The following is a 17,152-nucleotide window of genomic DNA, read 5'->3' on the forward strand; positions in this document are numbered from 1 at the left end:
CGGCGCGGACGGGGGAATTATGCAGCGAAATCGACGCTCCGCACGCCGGGTCGTCGCCTCTGGAGCGAGACATGAACCCACGGCCGTACCCCACCGCCCCCGCGCACGTCTATCTGTTCGCGACCTGCCTGGTCGACCTGTTCGTCCCCGAAGCGGGGCTCGACGCGGTCCGCCTGCTGGAACGCGAGGGCCTGACGGTCCACTATCCGCGCGGCCAGAGCTGTTGCGGGCAGCCGGCCTACAGCAGCGGCAATCCCGACGAGGCGCGCCGCGTCGCGGCCGCGCAGCTCGACCTGTTCGCGCAACCGTGGCCGGTGATCGTGCCGTCCGGCTCGTGCGCGGGCATGATCCGGCACCACTGGCCGGCGCTGTTCGCCGACGATCCCGTTCACGGCCCGAAAGCACGCGCGATCGCGGAGCGGACCTACGAACTCGCCGAATTCCTCATCCATGTGCTCGACGTGCAGCTCGACGCGGTCATGGCCGACGCCGGACCCGACGAACGCGTCGTGCTGCACACGTCGTGCGCGGCACGGCGCGAGATGGGCACGCGCGTGCACGGCGTCGCGCTCGTCGACGCGCTGCCGGGCGTGACGCGCATCGAACACGAACGCGAATCCGAATGCTGCGGCTTCGGCGGCACGTTCTCGCTGAAGCATCCGGACATCTCCGGCGCGATGGTGCGCGACAAGGTCGCGTCGGCGTGCGCGACCGGCTGCGACCGGCTCGTGTCGGCCGACTGCGGCTGCCTGCTGAACATCGGCCACGCCGCGGCCAAGGCCGGCGCGGCGCTGCCCGTCGAACATCTCGCGAGCTTCCTGTGGCGCCGCACGGCTGGCGCCGGCTCGCTGCGCGGAGCATCGAAATGAGCGCGCGCGACGCGATCCTCGCGCGGCTGCGCGCCGCCGCACCGGGCGTCGCGACGAACGCCGCGCCGGCGCTCGATGCACGCATCGACGCGCATTACGACACGCGCCGTGCATCGGCCGGCCCCGCCGCCGATGCACGCGTGCGGGCGATGCAGACGGCACTTGCCGCGTCGCACGCCGAAGTCTGGTGCGCAACCGCCGACGCATGGCCCGCGCAGCTCGCCGCACGCCTGGCCGACGCCGGCGTGCGCCGCCTGCTGCTCGACCCGGCCCGCGCCGAATCCGCGGCGCTCGCCCGCGCGCTGCCCGAGACGGTCGCGCCGGTGCCGTTCGACCGGCCGATCGACGCGTGGAAAACCGAACTGTTCGACACGATCGACGCGGGCTTCACCGTCGCACGCTCGGGCATCGCGGCCACCGGCACCCTGGTGCTCGCGCCCGATGCCGGCACGCCGCGCACGGTGTCGCTGGTGCCGCCGCTGCACGTCGCGCTCGTCCATGCGAACACACTGCATGCGGACCTGCACGCCGCCGTGCACGCGGAGCGCTGGCCAGCCGGCATGCCGACCAACCTCGTGCTGGTATCGGGCCCGTCGAAGACGTCCGACATCCAGCAGACGCTCGCCTATGGCGCGCACGGCCCGCGCCGCCTGTGGGTCGTGATCGTCACCGATTCGGCCGCGCCGCCGGCCGCCCCCGCTTGCGAGGACCTGCCGCGATGAGCGACCACCCGCTGCAATTCGTCGCCCCCGGCGACTTCAAGAGCCGGGCACGCGACGCGCTCGACGATCCGGCGCTGCGCCGGAGCTTTCGCGGCGCGATGGACTTCCTGCAGGGCAAGCGCGCGACGCAATTCCCCGACGACACCGAGCTGCAGCAGCTGCGCGATCTCGGCGAAGCCGTCCGGCAGCACGCGCTCGCGCAACTGCCCGCGCTGCTCGAACGGCTGGAGACGAAGCTCGCCGCAGCCGGCGTGCACGTGCACTGGGCCGAGACGGCCGCCGATGCGAACGCGATCGTGCTCGGCATCGCGCAGGCGAAGAAGGCGCGCCGCGTGATCAAGGGCAAGTCGATGGCGAGCGAGGAAATCGAGCTGAATCATTACCTCGCCGAGCACGGGGTCGACTGCATCGAATCCGACATGGGCGAATTCATCGTGCAGCTCGCGGGCGAGAAGCCGTCGCACATCGTGATGCCGGCGATCCACAAGACCCGCGGCGACATCGCCGAACTGTTCGAGGCGCACCTCCCCGGCGCGCGCTACACGGAAGACGTCGACGAGCTGATCCAGACCGGCCGGCGCGCGCTGCGCCGCGCGTTCGCGGAAGCGGACATCGGCCTGTCCGGCGTCAATTTCGCGGCGGCCGACACGGGCACGCTGTGGCTCGTCGAGAACGAAGGCAACGGCCGCCTGTCGACGACGGTGCCCGACACGCACGTGGCGATCATGGGGATCGAGAAGGTCGTCGAGAAACTCGAGCACATCGTGCCGCTGTCGAGCCTGCTCACGCGCTCGGCCACCGGCCAGGCGATCACGACCTACTTCAACCTGATCTCGGGCCCGCGCCGCGACGGCGAACGCGACGGCCCGCGCGAGCTGCATCTCGTGCTGCTCGACAACGGCCGCACGCAGGCGTACGCGGACGAACAGTTGCGCGCGACGCTGCAATGCATCCGCTGCGGCGCGTGCATGAATCACTGCCCCGTCTATACGCGCATCGGCGGCCACGCATACGGTACGACCTACCCGGGCCCGATCGGCAAGATCATCTCGCCACACCTGCTCGGCCTCGACGCGACGGCCGACCTGCCGACCGCATCGACGCTGTGCGGCGCATGCGGCGAGGTGTGCCCGGTGCGCATCCCGATCCCGCAATTGCTCGTGCGGCTGCGCACCGAAGCGAACCGCAAGCCCGACGAACCGGTCGCGCATCCGTTGCGCGGCCAGGGCGCGAACTACCACCGCACGGAAGAACTCGTGTGGCGCTTCTGGTCGGGCGCGTTCGCGCATCCGCGCGCGTACCGCGCGTTCCGCTGGGCCGCGACGCGCCTGCGGGCGCTCACGCCCGCGAAACAACTGGGCTGGACGCAGCACCGCACGCCACTCGAACCGGCGCCGCGCAGCCTGTCCGACCTGCTGCGCGCCCGCGGCCAGCCCGAATAGCGCATCCGCTTTCAAACCCGTACCCCGATAAATCCATGGAGGAGACAACCATGCAGGTTTGGCACCAGATCTACACCCCGCTCGGCAGCCTCGGGCTGTCGGCGCTCGTCGCCGCGATTCCGATCATCTTCTTTTTCGTCGCGCTCGCCGCGTTGCGGATGAAGGGCCACGTCGCGGCCGCGATCACGCTGCTGCTGGCGCTCGGCGTCGCGATCGTCGCGTACGGCATGCCCGTGCCGCAGGCGCTCGCGGCGGCCGGCTTCGGCTTCGCGTACGGCCTGTGGCCGATCGCGTGGATCATCGTCGCGGCGGTGTTCCTGTACAAGATCGTCGTGAAGACCGGCCAGTTCGACGTCATCCGCGCGTCGGTGCTGTCGATCACCGACGACCAGCGGCTGCAGATGCTGCTGATCGGCTTCTCGTTCGGTGCGTTTCTCGAAGGCGCGGCCGGCTTCGGCGCGCCCGTCGCGATCACGGCCGCGCTGCTGGTCGGCCTCGGCTTCAAGCCGCTGCATGCGGCCGGACTGTGTCTGATTGCAAACACCGCGCCGGTCGCGTTCGGCGCGATGGGCATTCCGATCATCGTCGCCGGGCAGGTGACGGGCATCGACGCGTTCCACATCGGCGCGATGGCCGGCCGTCAGCTGCCGCTGCTGTCGCTCGCGGTGCCGTTCTGGCTCGTGTTCATGATGGACGGGCTGCGCGGCGTCCGGCAGACGTGGCCGGCCGCACTCGTCGCGGGCGGCAGCTTCGCGGTCACGCAGTACTTCACGTCGAACCACATCGGGCCCGAGCTGCCGGACATCACGTCGTCGCTCGTCAGCCTCGTGTCGCTCGCCGCGTTCCTGAAGGTCTGGCAGCCGAGCAGCGCGAAGCAGACGGCCGGCGGCATCGTCGCGTCCGGCGGCGGTGCGGCGCTCGCCGGATTCGGCGCGGGCGGCAACGGAGCGGGCACGAGCCGCCAGGCGTCGCCGTACACGCTCGCGCAAACCGTGCGCGCGTGGTCGCCGTTCCTGATCCTGACGGCCGTCGTCACCGTGTGGAGCATCGCGCCGTTCAAGGCGCTGTTCGCCGCGCACGGCGCGCTCGCGTCGACCGTGCTGAAGTTTCACGTGGCCGGGCTCGACCAGCTCGTCGTGAAGACCGCGCCGATCGCCGCGACGCCGAAGGCGCTCGACGCGGTGCTGAAGCTCGATCTCGTGTCGGCGGTCGGCAGCGCGATCCTCGTGACCGCGCTGATCTCGATGGCGCTGTTGCGGATGAAGCCGCGCGACGCGCTCGTCACGTTCGGCGAGACGCTGAAGGAACTGACGCGCCCGATCCTGTCGATCGGCCTCGTGCTCGCGTTCGCGTTCGTCGCGAACTACTCGGGGATGTCGTCGACGCTCGCGCTGATGCTGGCCGCGACCGGCGGCGCGTTCCCGTTCTTCTCGCCGTTCCTCGGCTGGCTCGGCGTGTTCCTGACCGGCTCGGACACGTCGTCGAACGCGCTGTTCTGCTCGCTGCAGCAGGCCACCGCGCATCAGCTCGGCGTGCCCGAAACGCTCGCGGTCGCCGCGAACACGACGGGCGGCGTGACCGCGAAGATGATCTCGCCGCAATCGATCGCGGTCGCGTGCGCGGCGACGGGCCTCGTCGGCAAGGAATCGGAGCTGTTCCGCTTCACGGTGCGGCACAGCCTGCTGTTCGCGGTGATCGTCGGGCTGATCACGCTCGTGCAGGCGTACGTGCTGCCGGGGATGGTGCCGTAAGCGGCGCGCAGGCAGGCCCCAAAGACAAAACCCCACGCCCGAACAACGGGCGTGGGGTTTTTCATGTCGCTTGCCGGTCGCCGGCGCGGACGGCCGGCGATTCGTCGTGCGATCAGCTGCCCTTCGCGATGCGATCCTGGATGTGCTGCGCACGGCTCGACGACGACGGGTGCGAGCTCATCATCGAGCTCTTGCCGCCGTCCAGTTGCGCGAGCTTCTGGAACGCGGTGACGAGACCCTTCTGGTTCATGCTCTTCTGCTTCATCAGGTCGAACGAGTAGTCGTCGGCCGCGCTTTCCTGCGTCTGCGAGAACTGCGCGTTGATGAACTTCTCGGTGATGTCGCCGAGTTGCGAGCTCGTCAGCGCCGCCACGCCCGGCGATGCCGCGCCGGCCGCGGTGCGCGCCGCGCTCACCGCGTACGCCGTCTGCATCGCCTTCTTCGAGTGACCGAGTGCGACGTGGCCCATTTCATGGCCGATCACGCCGCGCAGCTCGTCGTCGTTCATCATGTCCATCAGGCCGCTGTACACGCGCACGCAACCGTTGCCCATCGCCCACGCGTTGACGTCCTTGGTCATGTAGACCTTGTAGTTGATCTTCTGGCCGTTCAGCGTCATGTCGCCGAAGCCCTTCATCACCTTCGTCAGGCGCTTCGCGTACGCGCTGTTCGGCGCGGCGATCTTCGATTCGGCGTCGCTCGACTTGCACGACTCGTTCGACAGCGCGGCGATATCGCTGTCCGACAGCGTCGCCGCCTTGTACAGGTTGGTCCCCGCCGACGTCAGGCTGTTCGCGTCAAGGCTCTGCACCCCGCCGCACGCGCTCAACAGAAACGCCACGCCACACGCCGCCACCGCTTTCTTGAGTTGCATCCCGGAATCCCTCGATAGTTGTATTTGGGAGCGGCGATTTTGCATAATCCGGCAGAAAATTACCAGTTGTTTACATCGGATGACACGCTCATTACTCAGCAGATTGACATGACGCGGCGATCCGGCCCCGGATTGACGACGAAAAGCATGGCAATCGCCGCGCCCGGCGCGGCGGCCGGCAACGAAAGCGGACCGGCCTTCGCTCAGGCCGTCCGGTCGCGGCGCCGCGTCAGGCGGCGCGCGACCAGCATCGGCAGCCGCATCGCGAAGCCGGCGAACAGGCGCAGGTGCATCCACGCAAGCAGCGCGTTGTCACGGCCGTAGTGAAAATGCGACACGCCGCCTTCGTGGCGGCCGAAATAGCGCACCGGCGCGTCGATGCGGATCGGGCGCACGCCGGCCCAGCACAGCCGCACGGCCGCTTCGGGATCGAAGTCGAAGCCGCGCATCCACGGCTGGCGCCGCATGATCGCCGCCAGCGGGGCGACCGGATACACGCGGAAGCCGTACAGCGAATCGCCGATCCCGGCCCACAGCGTCTCGAGGTCGGCCCACGCGTTCGACAGCCGGCGCCCCTGCACGCGCAACTGCGGCGCGCTGGCGTCGAACTTCGGCACGCCGAGCACCATCGCGTCGGGAGCGGCCTGCGACGCCGCCATGAACGCGGGAATCAGGTCGGCCGGATGCTGGCCGTCGGAATCCATCGTCAGCACGTGCGTGAAGCCGCTCGCGGCCGCCGCGTCGAGCCCCGCGAGCACCGCGGCGCCCTTGCCGCGATTCTCCGGCAGCACGATCACGCGCAGGCCGGGATCGCGCCCGGCCATCGCCTGCAGCCGTTCGGCGCTGCCGTCGGTGCTGCCGTCGACGACGACCCACACCGGATTCCATTGCGCGCGGGCATTGCGCACGGTCGTGTCGACCTTGGCGCCCGGGTTGTAGCTCGGAATCAGGACGAGATGGGTGGACGACGCGTGCAGCTTGGACATGGGAACAGCCGATGGGGAAGACGGGGAGCCTGACAAAAGTGTATGACTTGCCGACGAACGCCGGCACGCGTCGTCGACGCCGGCCGCAGGCCCGGCCGGCTGCCCGATCGCGAGGCGTTCGCGCTTCATGACAGCCACTCCATCGCATGACCGGCGCTGGCCTCGATTTCGACCAGCAGGTCGTCGCGACACACGTCCGCATGCACGAACAGCGGCCGAACGTGAGGACCGGCCGTGTCGCGCAGCACGCGATCGATCGCGGCCAGCGCCGCGGTATCGCCGGCGTCGCGCACGTAGACGCGATAGTTCAGGTCGGCGAGCGAGAACGGGCCGTGCCCCTGCCGCGCGGCCTGCTCGAGCACGGCCGCGAGATTCGCGACCGTCTCGCGCGTCTGCGCGACGACGTCGCCGCGATGCACGGTACGGTGCCCGACGATGCTCGCGGTGCCCGAGACGAACAGCACCGGCGCCGCATGGTCGGCGGCCCACGCGGCCGCGCGCGCGAACGTCGGCGCACGCGGGCCGTACTGCGCCGGATAGTGATACGCGCTGACCTGACGCGGATTCTCGATGGAATCGGCCGGCGTGCGGCTCGCGAGGAAATGAATCGCGAGCGGCGCGGCCGGCGATGCTTCGCCCGCGACCGGCATGACCGAACCGAGCGCGCACGCGGCCGGCACGCTGCCCGTGAGCGCGCGTCGGCACGCATCGAACGCACGCTGACGACCGATATTGAACTGACGATAGCGCTCGATCCCGCGCTGCACCGCGTTGATCGCCGGCACGGTGTTCCAGATCCGCAGCGGATGCGGCGTGCCGAGCGTATCGAGCAGGTCGAACAGCGCGCGGTACGCGTCGAATGTCGCGCGTTCGAGCGGCGTGCCGCCGTCGTGCGGCGCGTCGTACGCCGCGTCCGTCTCGTGCACGACGAGGCTGCCGAACACGAGCCCCGCCGTTTCGCTGTAGCGGTAGTGCAGCGCACCGCGCCGTTCGCTGCGCAGGTCGTGCGCATCGCATTGCCACAGTTCGCAGACGGCATCGCCCGGTGCGGCTTCGGCACCGAGCAGCGTCATCTGCACCGGTGCGACCGGCAGGTCGGGCGCGGCATCGGTCAGCATCCGCGCCAGCGCCTGCGCGCGCGACGCGTGCTGCGCGCCCGGTGCGCCGATGCACACCGCACCCAGCGCGCCGGGAAACACGCGATCGAGTCCGTCGCCCCGGCTGCGCGCGTCGTGCAGCAGCGCGACGAGCCGCGCATCGCTCATCTGGACGAGCCGCAGTGCGCGGCCGCCGACGTGCGCGAACGCCGGGGCGACGGGCAACGGCGAACTTGGGCGCCGTTCGGCGTGGGCTGGATGCACGGACACTTCGATTTCCTCACTATGCGGCGCAGGCCGCGCGACCACGCGGCACTGCACCGCGTTGCGTTACGTCAGGCCAACGCGGCGCGCTTCGTCACGCGAGCCCGCCGTTGACCGACAACACCTGCCCCGTCACATAGGCCGCGGCGTCGGACACCAGGTACGCGACCATCGCCGCGACTTCGTCGGGCCGGCCCGCGCGCTGCGCGGGCACGAGCTGCTTGATGCGTTCGGTGGGAAACGCGTGCTCGGCCATCGGCGACGCGATGATGCCGGGCGCCACCGCGTTCACGGTAATGCCACGCGACGCGAGCTCCAGCGACAGCGACTTCGTCGCGCCGATCAGCCCCGCCTTCGCGGCCGCGTAGTTGGCCTGCCCGCGATTGCCGGTCACGCCGGCCACCGACGCGATGTTGACGATTCGGCCGCGCCGCGTACGGATCATCGGCAGCAGCAGCGGCTGCGTGACGTTGAAAAAGCCGTTGAGCGTCACGTCGATCACGCTGTGCCATTGCCGGCGCGACATGCCGGCCATCGGCGCGTCGTCGTGAATGCCCGCGTTGTTGACGAGGATCTGCACCGGCGCATCGTCGATGAACGGCTGCAGCGCGGCGAGCGTCGCATCGGCATCGGTCACGTCGAACGCGATCGCGTGCGCGGCGCCGCCGGCCGCGACGATCTGCTGCGCGACGGCCTCCGCCTGCGCGAGATGGCGGTTCGCCTGCACCCACACTTCATGGCCGGCCTGCGCGAGCGCCGTGCAGATTGCCTGCCCGAGTGCGCCGCTGCCGCCCGTCACGAGCGCCCGCATCGAATGGCTCCGTTCATCGCGTTGTCACCTCGATCGACGCGGCCGCGTCGTCCGTCGAGCGCCGTCGTCACTTCGTGCGATGCGCGGCGACGTAGGCCGCCAGCGCACCGAGCGTCGCAAAGATCTTTTGGTTGTCCGGATTGTCCGAGCGCAGTTCGAAGCCGTATTTCTTCGAAATCAGCAGCGCGATTTCCAGGATGTCGATGGAGTCGAGCCCGAAACCTTCGCCATACAGCGGCATGTCGGCCGTCACTGTGTCGAGCGGGACGTCGTCGAGATTCAATTCGCCGATGATCAGCGTGGCGAGCTCTTGTTCCAGTGCGTTCATCATGGGTGCGTGCAGGCGGCCCATGGCAGCGGGAGGTGCACGGAAACGGCAACCGTCGGGCACGCCCGGCGCGTGCGAAATCTCCGTCCCTCCGGCGTCTGCCGGCTTCCCCGCCTGCGTCGTTGGGGATCGTTTGTAAAAGTTACGCGGATTCTAGAGGAAGGGTATCGGGTCGTATACCGCGAATGGTTACAAGACTGGCGAGCCATCGCCGCGGCCCGTTTCGGGCGCGAACGCACGAGACGCTTGAGCCGCTTTGGATGGAAATGGACCGACCCCGCGAAATCGTTCGTCCGGTGCCATACAATCCGTTACAAAACCCGGTCGCCGCCGCCCCGAACCCGCGCGGCAGCGGCCCTAAAATGAGCGTGCCCGACCAGCGGCCCGGACCCGCGTCCCGGCCACCATTCATATGATGTTTGACGGCCCGCCCCGCGTCCGTCCACGATCCGCCCGATGTTTCCAGTCATGCCGCATCCGCCCTTGCGCGCCGTTCCGGTTCGCCCGCCCGTCAGCCGCTGCAGCCCGGCCGCCGACCGCCGCGCGCGCCGCGCGCCCGGAGGCCGCCGATGAGCCGGCTGCTGGCCGTCGTGCGCGGTGTCGCCGCAGTCGGCGCCGTGGCCGCCTACCAGGCCGGCGCGCACTACGCGAGCGCGACACCCGGCGCGCACGGCTTCGGTCTCGCGATGGCGCTCGTGCCGCCGCTGCTGCTCGCGCTGGGCGCGGCGCTGCGCTCGCCACGGCGCGCGTGGTTCGTGCCGGCCTGGCTGCTGGTTGCCGCCGCGCTGTGGGCCGCGCACGCGCCGCTCGCGCGGCACTTCGAATGGGGCCTGTATCTGGAGCACGCGAGCTTCAACGTCGCGATGGCGCTGCTGTTCGGCCGCACCCTCGTGGCCGGCGAGGTGCCGCTGTGCACGCGCTTCGCGGCGATGATCCACGGCACGGTCACGCCGGCCGTCGCGCGCTACACGCGGCGGATCACGCTCGCGTGGACGCTGTTCTTCGTCGCGATCGCCGCCGTGTCGACACTGCTGTTCGCGACCGCGTCGATCGTCACGTGGTCGACCTTCGCGAACTATCTGTCGCTGCCGCTCGTCGCTGTGATGTTCGCGGCCGAGCATGCGTGCCGGCGTTTCGCGCTGCCGCACGAGCCGCGGCCGCGGATGGTCGACGCGGTGCGCGCGTATCGCGCGTCGACCCACGCATCGCAGGGCTCGCGATGAATTCATGACCGGCGCGGCCCCGCGGCCGCGCCGGCCTTCGTTTCCGTCTTGACCGATTTATGCCGACTCACCCGCTGGTATTCCATTCCTCGCCGGACCAGACAATCGCCTGGCGCGACGGCGCGCCCGTCACCGTGCGCGCGTTCGTCGCCGACGTCGCGCGCGTGGCCGCCGCGCTTCCCGCCGGCGGCCACGTGTTCAACGTGTGCCGCGACCGCTATCGCTTCGCGGTCAGCCTGTGCGCGGCGCTCGTCGCCGGCAGGATCAGCCTGCTGCCGTCGACGCACACGCCGGAAATGGTTCGCCAGCTCGCGTCGTTCGCACCCGACGCGTTCTGCCTGCACGACGCGCCCGATTGCACGATCGACCTGCCGCGCTTCGCGTATCCCGACGCCGCGCCCGGCGAACCGGCGAGCGACGCGCCGTTCGCCGTCCCGCAGATCGATGCGGCGCGGATCATGGCCTATGTGTTCACGTCCGGCTCGACCGGCGAGCCGGTGCCGCACCGCAAGACCTGGGGCTTCCTGGTCGGCTGCGTGCGCGCGGCGGCCGATCGCCTCGGCCTGCTCGACGGCCGCGCGGCCACGCTGATCGGCACGGTGCCCGCGCAGCACATGTACGGCTTCGAGTCGACGGTGCTGCTCGCGCTGCTCGGCGGCCTCGCGCTCAGCAACCGCCAGCCGTTCTACCCGAGCGACATTCGCGACGAACTCGACGCGATCCCGCAGCCGCGCGTGCTCGTCACGTCGCCGATCCACCTGCGTGCGCTGCTGTCGGCCGGCCATGCGCTGCCGCGCGCGGCGCTCGTGCTGTCGGCCACCGCGCCGCTGTCGGAAAAGCTCGCGTGCGAGGCCGAGGCCGCGCTCGGCGCGCCGCTCGTCGAGATCTACGGCAGCACCGAGACCGGCCAGATCGCGACCCGTCGCACGTCGCAAGGCGCGGCGTGGGAACTGTTCCCGGACATCCGGCTCGACGCGCGCGACGCACCGGGCGGCGACGACAGCGGGCCGACCGTGTGGGTATCGGGCGGCCACGTCGAGGCGCCGGTGCCGATGGGCGATGCGCTCGAACTGCTCGGCGATGGCCGGTTCCTGCTGCACGGCCGCAAAGCCGATCTCGTCAACATCGCCGGCAAGCGCACGTCGCTCGCGTACCTGAACCATCAGCTCAACGCGATCCCGCAAGTGGTCGACGGCGTGTTCTTCATGCCCGACGAAGCGGCGCCGGTGCACGGGGACACGGCGCTCGAACCGGTCACGCGGCTCGTCGCGCTCGTCGTCGCGCCGACGCTCGCGCCCGCCGATCTGCAGCGCGCGCTGCGCGAGCGGATCGATCCCGCGTTCATGCCGCGCCCGCTCGTGTTCGTCGATGCGCTGCCGCGCAACGAAACGGGCAAGCTGCCGCGCGACGTGCTGGCCGCGCTCGTCGCGCAGCATGCACGCGCGACGGCCGCGCGGCCGGCCGAGCACGACCCGGCCGGCCCACCCGCGCTCGCGTTCACGATCGCCGCCGACCATCCCGCGCTGCCCGGCCACTTCCCCGGCCATCCGGTCGTGCCGGGCGTCGTGCTGCTCGATCACGCGATCCATACGATCGGTGCGGCGCTGAACCGTCCGCTGCACACGTGGCGGCTCGGGTCCGCGAAATTCCTGAGCCCGGTCGCGCCCGGCGAACCGCTCGCGCTCGCATACGACGCCGCGGCCAGCGGCGCGATCCGCTTCACGGTGCGCGCCGGGTCGCGCGAGGTCGCGACCGGCGTGCTGTCCGCACCGCCGGCCGCGCAGGACGGCGCGCAGCGATGAAGCGCACCGCATGGGCCGAGCGCCAGGAGCGCAGCAATGCGAGCCTGCTGCGCGCGATGACGTGGATCTCGCTGCGCTTCGGCCGACAGCGCGCGCGCATCGTGCTGCACCTGATCGCGACGTATTTCGTGCTGTTCTCGCCGGCCGCGTGCGCGGCGTCGCGCGACTACCTGCGCCGCGTGCTCGGCCGCCCCGCGCGCTGGCGCGACGTGTACCGGCACGTGTTCACGTTCGCGGCGACGATTCACGATCGCGTCTACCTGATGAACGGGCGCTTCGACCTGTTCGACATCCGGCTGCACGGCGAAACGCTCGTCGACGCCGCGCTCGCGGATGGGCGCGGCGCGTTCCTGATGGGCGCGCACCTCGGCAGCTTCGAGGTCGTGCGCGCGATCGGCCGCACGCGTCCGGACCTGCGCGTGGCCGTCACGATGTACGAGCAGAACGCGCGCAAGATCAATGCGACGCTCGCCGCGGTGAATCCGGCCGCGCAGCCGGAGGTGATTCCGCTCGGGCAGGTCGACTCGATGCTGAAGGTGCGCGAGCGCCTCGACGCGAACTGCATGGTCGGCATGCTCGCCGATCGCACGCTGCTCGACGACGCGGCCGCGTCGCTGCGGCGCGTGACGCTGCTCGGCGCACCGGCCGCGTTTCCGCTCGGGCCGCTTTACATGGCCGCGATGCTGAAGCGCCCGGTGATCTTCATGACGGGCCTCTATCGCGACGGCAACCGCTACGATGTGCACTTCGAAACGCTCGCCGATTTCTCCGACGTGCGGCGCGATACGCGCACGGCGGCGGTCGATGCGGCGCTCGCGCGCTACGTCGCGCTGCTCGACAAGTACTGCCGCGCGGCGCCGTACAACTGGTTCAACTATTTCGATTTCTGGAAGGGCGGCGATGCCGCGGCTGCGCGCCGCGAGACGGTGCACGCCGGCGCCGACCTGCCCGCCACGAGGGATTCCGACGCATGACCGCCGTTCGCCGCCGCCCGTTCCCGTTCTCGTCGCACCGCATCGTCCGCGTGGCGCGCGTGCTCGCCGCCACGGCCACCGCGATCGTGCTGGCCATGCCCGCACACGCAGCCGATGCCGGCTCGGCGTGGACCCTCGACCGGCTGATGTCGACGCTCGCGCAGCACAAGTCGGGCCGCGCGACCTTCACCGAGACGAAGACCCTGTCGATCGCCGCGCAGCCGATCGAATCGTCGGGTGAACTGATGTTCGTCGCACCCGACCATCTGGAAAAGCACACGCTGAGCCCGAAGCCCGAACACCTCGTCGTCGACGGCGACATGCTCACCGTCGAACGCAACAACCGCAAGTACACGCTTGCGCTCGCGCGCTATCCGGAACTCGGCGCGTTCATCGACAGCATCCGCGCGACGCTGGCCGGCAACCGCTTCGCGCTCGAACAGGTGTACAAGGTCGCGCTGTCCGGACGCGGCGACGACTGGACGCTGACGCTCACGCCGCTCGATTCGCGGATGCTGAAGGTCGTCAGCACGATCACGCTCGACGGCACGCGCGACGTGTTGCGCAGCGTCGCGATCCGGCAGGCCGACGGCGATCGTTCGGTGATGCGCCTGCAACCCGTCGCGGCGGACGCGAACTGATGGACGATCGTACGCGCCCGTCCCCCATCGCCCGCCGCGTGCCCGCATGGCGGCAGCGCGCGGTGCTCGTATGGCTGCTCGCGCTCGTCGCGTGCGGCATCGCGATCGGGCGCGCGCACTTCACGGCCGACCTGTCCGCGTTCCTGCCGAATGCGCCGAGCGCCGGGCAACGCGTGCTCGTCGACCAGTTGCGCGACGGCATCGTGTCGCGCCTGATCCTCGTCGCGATCGACGGCGGCGACGCGCGCACGCGCGCCGCGCTGTCGCGGCGTGTGGCCGGCACGCTGCGCACCGATCCGCAGTTCGCGGCCGTGCACAACGGCGAAGCCGCGAACGACGCGCGCGACCGGCAATTCATCTTCGACCATCGCTATCTGCTGAGCCCGGCCGTCACGCCGCAGCGCTTCAGCGCCGACGGCCTGCACCAGGCGCTCGGCGAGAGCCTCGATCTGCTGGGTTCGTCGGCCGGCCTCGTCGCGAAGGCGATGCTGCCGCGCGACCCGACCGGCGAAGTCGCCGCGCTCGTCGACGGGCTCGACAGCGCGGCCGAACCGGCGAGCCGCGATGGCGTGTGGGCGTCGCGCGACGGCACACGCGCGGTGCTGGTCGTGCAGACGGCCGCCGCCGGCTCCGATACCGACGCGCAGGCCCGCGCGATCGACGCCGTGCGCCGCGCGTTCGCGGCCGCGACGCAGGCCGTGCCGAACGCGCACGCCGCGACGCTCGCGATGACGGGCCCCGGCGTGTTCTCGGTCGACACGCGCGACACGATCCGGCACGACGTCGAACGGTTGTCGGCGGCGAGCATCGTGCTGATCGTCGCGCTGCTGCTCACGCTGTACCGTTCGCCGCGCACGCTCGCGCTCGGCCTGCTGCCGGTGCTGACCGGCGTCGCGGCCGGGATCGCGGCGGTCGGCGTCGCGTTCGGCACCGTCCACGGGCTGACGCTCGGGTTCGGGACGACGCTGCTCGGCGAAGCCGTCGACTATTCGATCTACCTGTTCGTGCAATCGGCGCGGGCCGGCACGCGCGGCGCCGCGCGCCCGGCCGACGCGACGCGCGCATGGGTCGCCGCGTACTGGCCGACGATCCGGCTCGGCATGCTGACGTCCGTGTGCGGCTTCGCGTCGATGCTGTTCTCCGGCTTCCCGGGCCTCGTGCAACTCGGGCTCTATTCGATCGTCGGGCTGACGGCCGCCGCGCTCGTCACGCGCTTCGTACTGCCGCACCTGCGCGGCGAGCGTGTCGCGATCCGCGACGTCTCGCGCGTCGGCGCCGTGCTCGCGCGCGCGGCCGGCGCCGCGCCGCGGCTGCGCTGGCCGCTCGCGGTGCTCGTGGTCGCCGCGTGCGCGACGCTCGCGCTGCATCGCGACGGCCTGTGGAGCCGCGAGCTCGCCGCGCTCAGCCCGGTGCCCGCGCCGGCGCAGGCGCTCGACGCGCGGCTGCGCGCCGATGTCGGCGCACCCGACGTGCGCTACCTCGTCGTGATCGCCGCGCCGACCGAACAGGCCGCGCTCGAAGGTGCGGAAAAAGTCGCCGCGCAGTTGCAGCCGCTCGTCGACCGGGGCGCGCTCGGCGGTTTCGAAAACCCCGCACGCTACCTGCCGAGCGATGTCGCGCAGCGCGCGCGCCAGGCGAGCCTGCCCGATGCGGACGCGCTCGCCGCACGGATGCGCTCGGCCGTCGCGCACCAGCCGATCGCGGTAAAGCCCGACCTGTTCGCGCCGTTCCTCGCCGACGTCGATGCCGCGCGCCACGCGCCGCTGCTCACGCGCGCGGACCTGCGCGGCACGTCGATGGCGCTCGCCGTCGATGCCCTGCTGACCGAGCGCGACGGTCGCTGGAACGCGATGCTGCCGCTGCGGGCGCCGGACGCTACGCGCGCGAAGCAGCCCACATCGAGCCTCGACGCCGCGCCGATTCGCGCCGCCGTCGCGCGCGCGGGCGTGCCCGATGCGCTATTCGTCGACATGAAGGCCGAAGCCGATCGCCTGTACGTGAGCTACGTGCACGAGGACATCCGGCTGTCGCTCGCAGGATTCGCCGCGATCGCCATGCTGCTGCTGATCGCGCTGCGCTCGCCGCGCCGCGCCGCCCGCGCACTCGCCCCGCTCGTCGCGGCCGTGCTGGTCGTGACGGCCGGCTTCGCGCTCGCCGGCGTGCCACTGACGATCCTGCACCTCGTCGGGATGCTGCTGATCGTCGCGGTCGGCTCGAATTACGCGCTGTTCTTCTGCCGGCGCGACGACGCGCAGCCCGTCACGCCGTACACGCTCGTGTCGCTGCTGATCGCGAACCTCGCGACGGTCGCCGGCTTCGGGCTGCTCGCGCTGTCGCGCGTGCCGCTGCTCGAAACCTTCGGGCTGACCGTCGGCCCCGGCGCGATGCTCGCGCTCGCGTTCGCGGCGATTCTCGCGCCGCGCGCAGCGGGCACGGCGGCGCTCGGCAATCGTGAACGAGGAGGCAGCGCATGAACGTGCCACCGCTCATTCCGCCGCGCGATGCCGGCGACGCACGGCGCTGGAAACCCACGCCGCTGATCGCCGGCGCCGCCGCATTGCACGCGGGCGCGGCCGCGGCCGCGATCGCGCAACCGGCCACGTGGCCGTGGGCCGTCGGCGGCGTGGTCGCGTCGCATCTCGCGCTGACCGCGGCCGGCCTGTGGCCGCGCAGCACGCTGCTCGGCCCGAACTGGACACGCCTGCCGGCCGGCGCGGGCCGCCGCATCGCGCTGACGATCGACGACGGCCCGGATCCGGACGTCACGCCGCGCGTGCTCGACCTGCTCGACCGTTACGACGCGCGTGCGACGTTCTTCTGCATCGGCGATCTCGCGCGCCGCCATCCTCACTGGATCGAGGCGATCGTCGCGCGCGGCCATGCGGTCGAGAACCACAGCCAGCGGCACCGCCATACGTTCTCGCTGTCGGGGCCGGCCGCGCTGCGCCGCGAGATCGCGGCCGCGCAGCAGACGCTGACCGACCTCGCCGGCACGCGCCCGCTGTTCTTCCGCGCGCCGGCCGGCCTGCGCAATCCGTTTCTCGAACCGGTGCTGTGCGAATTCGGCCTGCAACTGGCGAGCTGGACGCGGCGCGGCTTCGACACGCGGGCGCACGACGCGTCGATCGTCACGCGCCGCCTGCTGCACGGGCTCGACGCGCGCGACATCCTGCTCGTGCACGATGGTCACGCGGCGCGCGATGCGCGCGGCGAACCGGTCGTGCTCGACGTGCTGCCCGCGGTGCTGCGCGCAGCCGCCGACGCGCAGCTGCACTGGACCACGCTGCGCGCGGCGCTGGCGCCCGAACCACCCGGCCAGCCGGGCGTCCCGGCCCCCCCGTTTGATAAAATCTGACCTCGAACGGCGC

At 71.1% G+C, this 17,152-nt stretch carries 15 protein-coding genes; 10 read left to right on the plus strand and 5 right to left on the minus strand.

Annotated features, from left to right (window positions below; genetic code table 11):
- Window positions 1-71 precede the first annotated feature (71 nt).
- From HWX76_RS26060 to HWX76_RS26075, 4 genes are read left to right on the plus strand one after another with little or no spacing between them, the layout of a single operon-like run.
- Window positions 72-869, plus strand: coding sequence for a (Fe-S)-binding protein (locus tag HWX76_RS26060; RefSeq protein WP_050016677.1), 798 nt, complete (start codon window positions 72-74; stop codon window positions 867-869).
- Entirely contained in the window at window positions 866-1,591 is a 726-nt protein-coding gene (locus tag HWX76_RS26065) for a lactate utilization protein C (RefSeq protein WP_124681292.1), read from the plus strand. Before HWX76_RS26060 ends, HWX76_RS26065 begins: the two co-directional genes overlap by 4 nt.
- Window positions 1,588-3,033, plus strand: a complete 1,446-nt coding sequence (locus tag HWX76_RS26070) for a LutB/LldF family L-lactate oxidation iron-sulfur protein (protein ID WP_176016559.1) — start codon at window positions 1,588-1,590, stop codon at window positions 3,031-3,033. Before HWX76_RS26065 ends, HWX76_RS26070 begins: the two co-directional genes overlap by 4 nt.
- A gap of 50 nt (window positions 3,034-3,083) precedes the next feature.
- Window positions 3,084-4,784: a lactate permease LctP family transporter gene (locus tag HWX76_RS26075; RefSeq protein WP_050016681.1), complete on the plus strand. Its 1,701-nt coding sequence runs from the start codon at window positions 3,084-3,086 to the stop codon at window positions 4,782-4,784.
- A 112-nt stretch (window positions 4,785-4,896) separates the two neighbouring features.
- Here the strand turns inward: HWX76_RS26075 and HWX76_RS26080 are convergent, their stop codons facing one another.
- The 5 genes from HWX76_RS26080 to HWX76_RS26100 form a co-directional block, all read right to left on the minus strand.
- Window positions 4,897-5,658 (minus strand): M48 family metalloprotease, encoded by a 762-nt coding sequence (locus HWX76_RS26080; protein ID WP_050016683.1) that lies wholly within the window; start codon window positions 5,656-5,658, stop codon window positions 4,897-4,899.
- Between the two features lie 203 nt (window positions 5,659-5,861).
- Window positions 5,862-6,644, minus strand: coding sequence for a glycosyltransferase family 2 protein (locus tag HWX76_RS26085; RefSeq protein ID WP_050016685.1), 783 nt, complete (start codon window positions 6,642-6,644; stop codon window positions 5,862-5,864).
- Window positions 6,645-6,769: 125 nt separating this feature from the next.
- Window positions 6,770-8,062, minus strand: coding sequence for an endoribonuclease L-PSP (locus HWX76_RS26090; RefSeq protein ID WP_089488812.1), 1,293 nt, complete (start codon window positions 8,060-8,062; stop codon window positions 6,770-6,772).
- Window positions 8,063-8,099: 37 nt separating this feature from the next.
- A complete protein-coding gene (gene fabG / locus HWX76_RS26095) occupies window positions 8,100-8,816 on the minus strand; it encodes a 3-oxoacyl-ACP reductase FabG (RefSeq protein WP_089488813.1) in 717 nt (238 codons plus the stop codon).
- Window positions 8,817-8,883: 67 nt separating this feature from the next.
- Window positions 8,884-9,168: a phosphopantetheine-binding protein gene (locus HWX76_RS26100; protein ID WP_080334357.1), complete on the minus strand. Its 285-nt coding sequence runs from the start codon at window positions 9,166-9,168 to the stop codon at window positions 8,884-8,886.
- Between the two features lie 545 nt (window positions 9,169-9,713).
- Between HWX76_RS26100 and HWX76_RS26105 the strand changes: the two genes are divergently transcribed.
- The 6 genes from HWX76_RS26105 to HWX76_RS26130 are packed head-to-tail and all read left to right on the plus strand — an operon-like array spanning window position 9,714 to window position 17,139.
- The gene (locus HWX76_RS26105; protein ID WP_089488814.1) at window positions 9,714-10,367 is read left to right on the plus strand and encodes a hypothetical protein; all 654 of its coding nucleotides are present in this window, start codon (window positions 9,714-9,716) and stop codon (window positions 10,365-10,367) included.
- Window positions 10,368-10,426: 59 nt separating this feature from the next.
- The gene (locus tag HWX76_RS26110; RefSeq protein ID WP_176016560.1) at window positions 10,427-12,169 is read left to right on the plus strand and encodes an acyl-CoA synthetase family protein; all 1,743 of its coding nucleotides are present in this window, start codon (window positions 10,427-10,429) and stop codon (window positions 12,167-12,169) included.
- Window positions 12,166-13,143, plus strand: a complete 978-nt coding sequence (locus HWX76_RS26115) for an acyl-CoA synthetase (RefSeq protein ID WP_050016697.1) — start codon at window positions 12,166-12,168, stop codon at window positions 13,141-13,143. The genes HWX76_RS26110 and HWX76_RS26115 overlap by 4 nt, the downstream gene beginning before the upstream one ends.
- Complete coding sequence (locus HWX76_RS26120; RefSeq protein WP_124595587.1) at window positions 13,140-13,784, plus strand: outer membrane lipoprotein carrier protein LolA; 645 nt, start codon at window positions 13,140-13,142, stop codon at window positions 13,782-13,784. The genes HWX76_RS26115 and HWX76_RS26120 overlap by 4 nt, the downstream gene beginning before the upstream one ends.
- On the plus strand, window positions 13,784-16,258 hold the full coding sequence (locus HWX76_RS26125; protein WP_176016561.1) for an MMPL family transporter: 2,475 nt from the start codon (window positions 13,784-13,786) through the stop codon (window positions 16,256-16,258). The genes HWX76_RS26120 and HWX76_RS26125 overlap by 1 nt, the downstream gene beginning before the upstream one ends.
- Window positions 16,255-17,139 (plus strand): polysaccharide deacetylase family protein, encoded by an 885-nt coding sequence (locus tag HWX76_RS26130; RefSeq protein ID WP_050016704.1) that lies wholly within the window; start codon window positions 16,255-16,257, stop codon window positions 17,137-17,139. The genes HWX76_RS26125 and HWX76_RS26130 overlap by 4 nt, the downstream gene beginning before the upstream one ends.
- The last annotated feature ends 13 nt before the right edge of the window (window positions 17,140-17,152 follow it).

Source organism: Burkholderia sp. BCC0398 (genome assembly GCF_902833245.1).
Lineage (GTDB): Bacteria > Pseudomonadota > Gammaproteobacteria > Burkholderiales > Burkholderiaceae > Burkholderia > Burkholderia sola.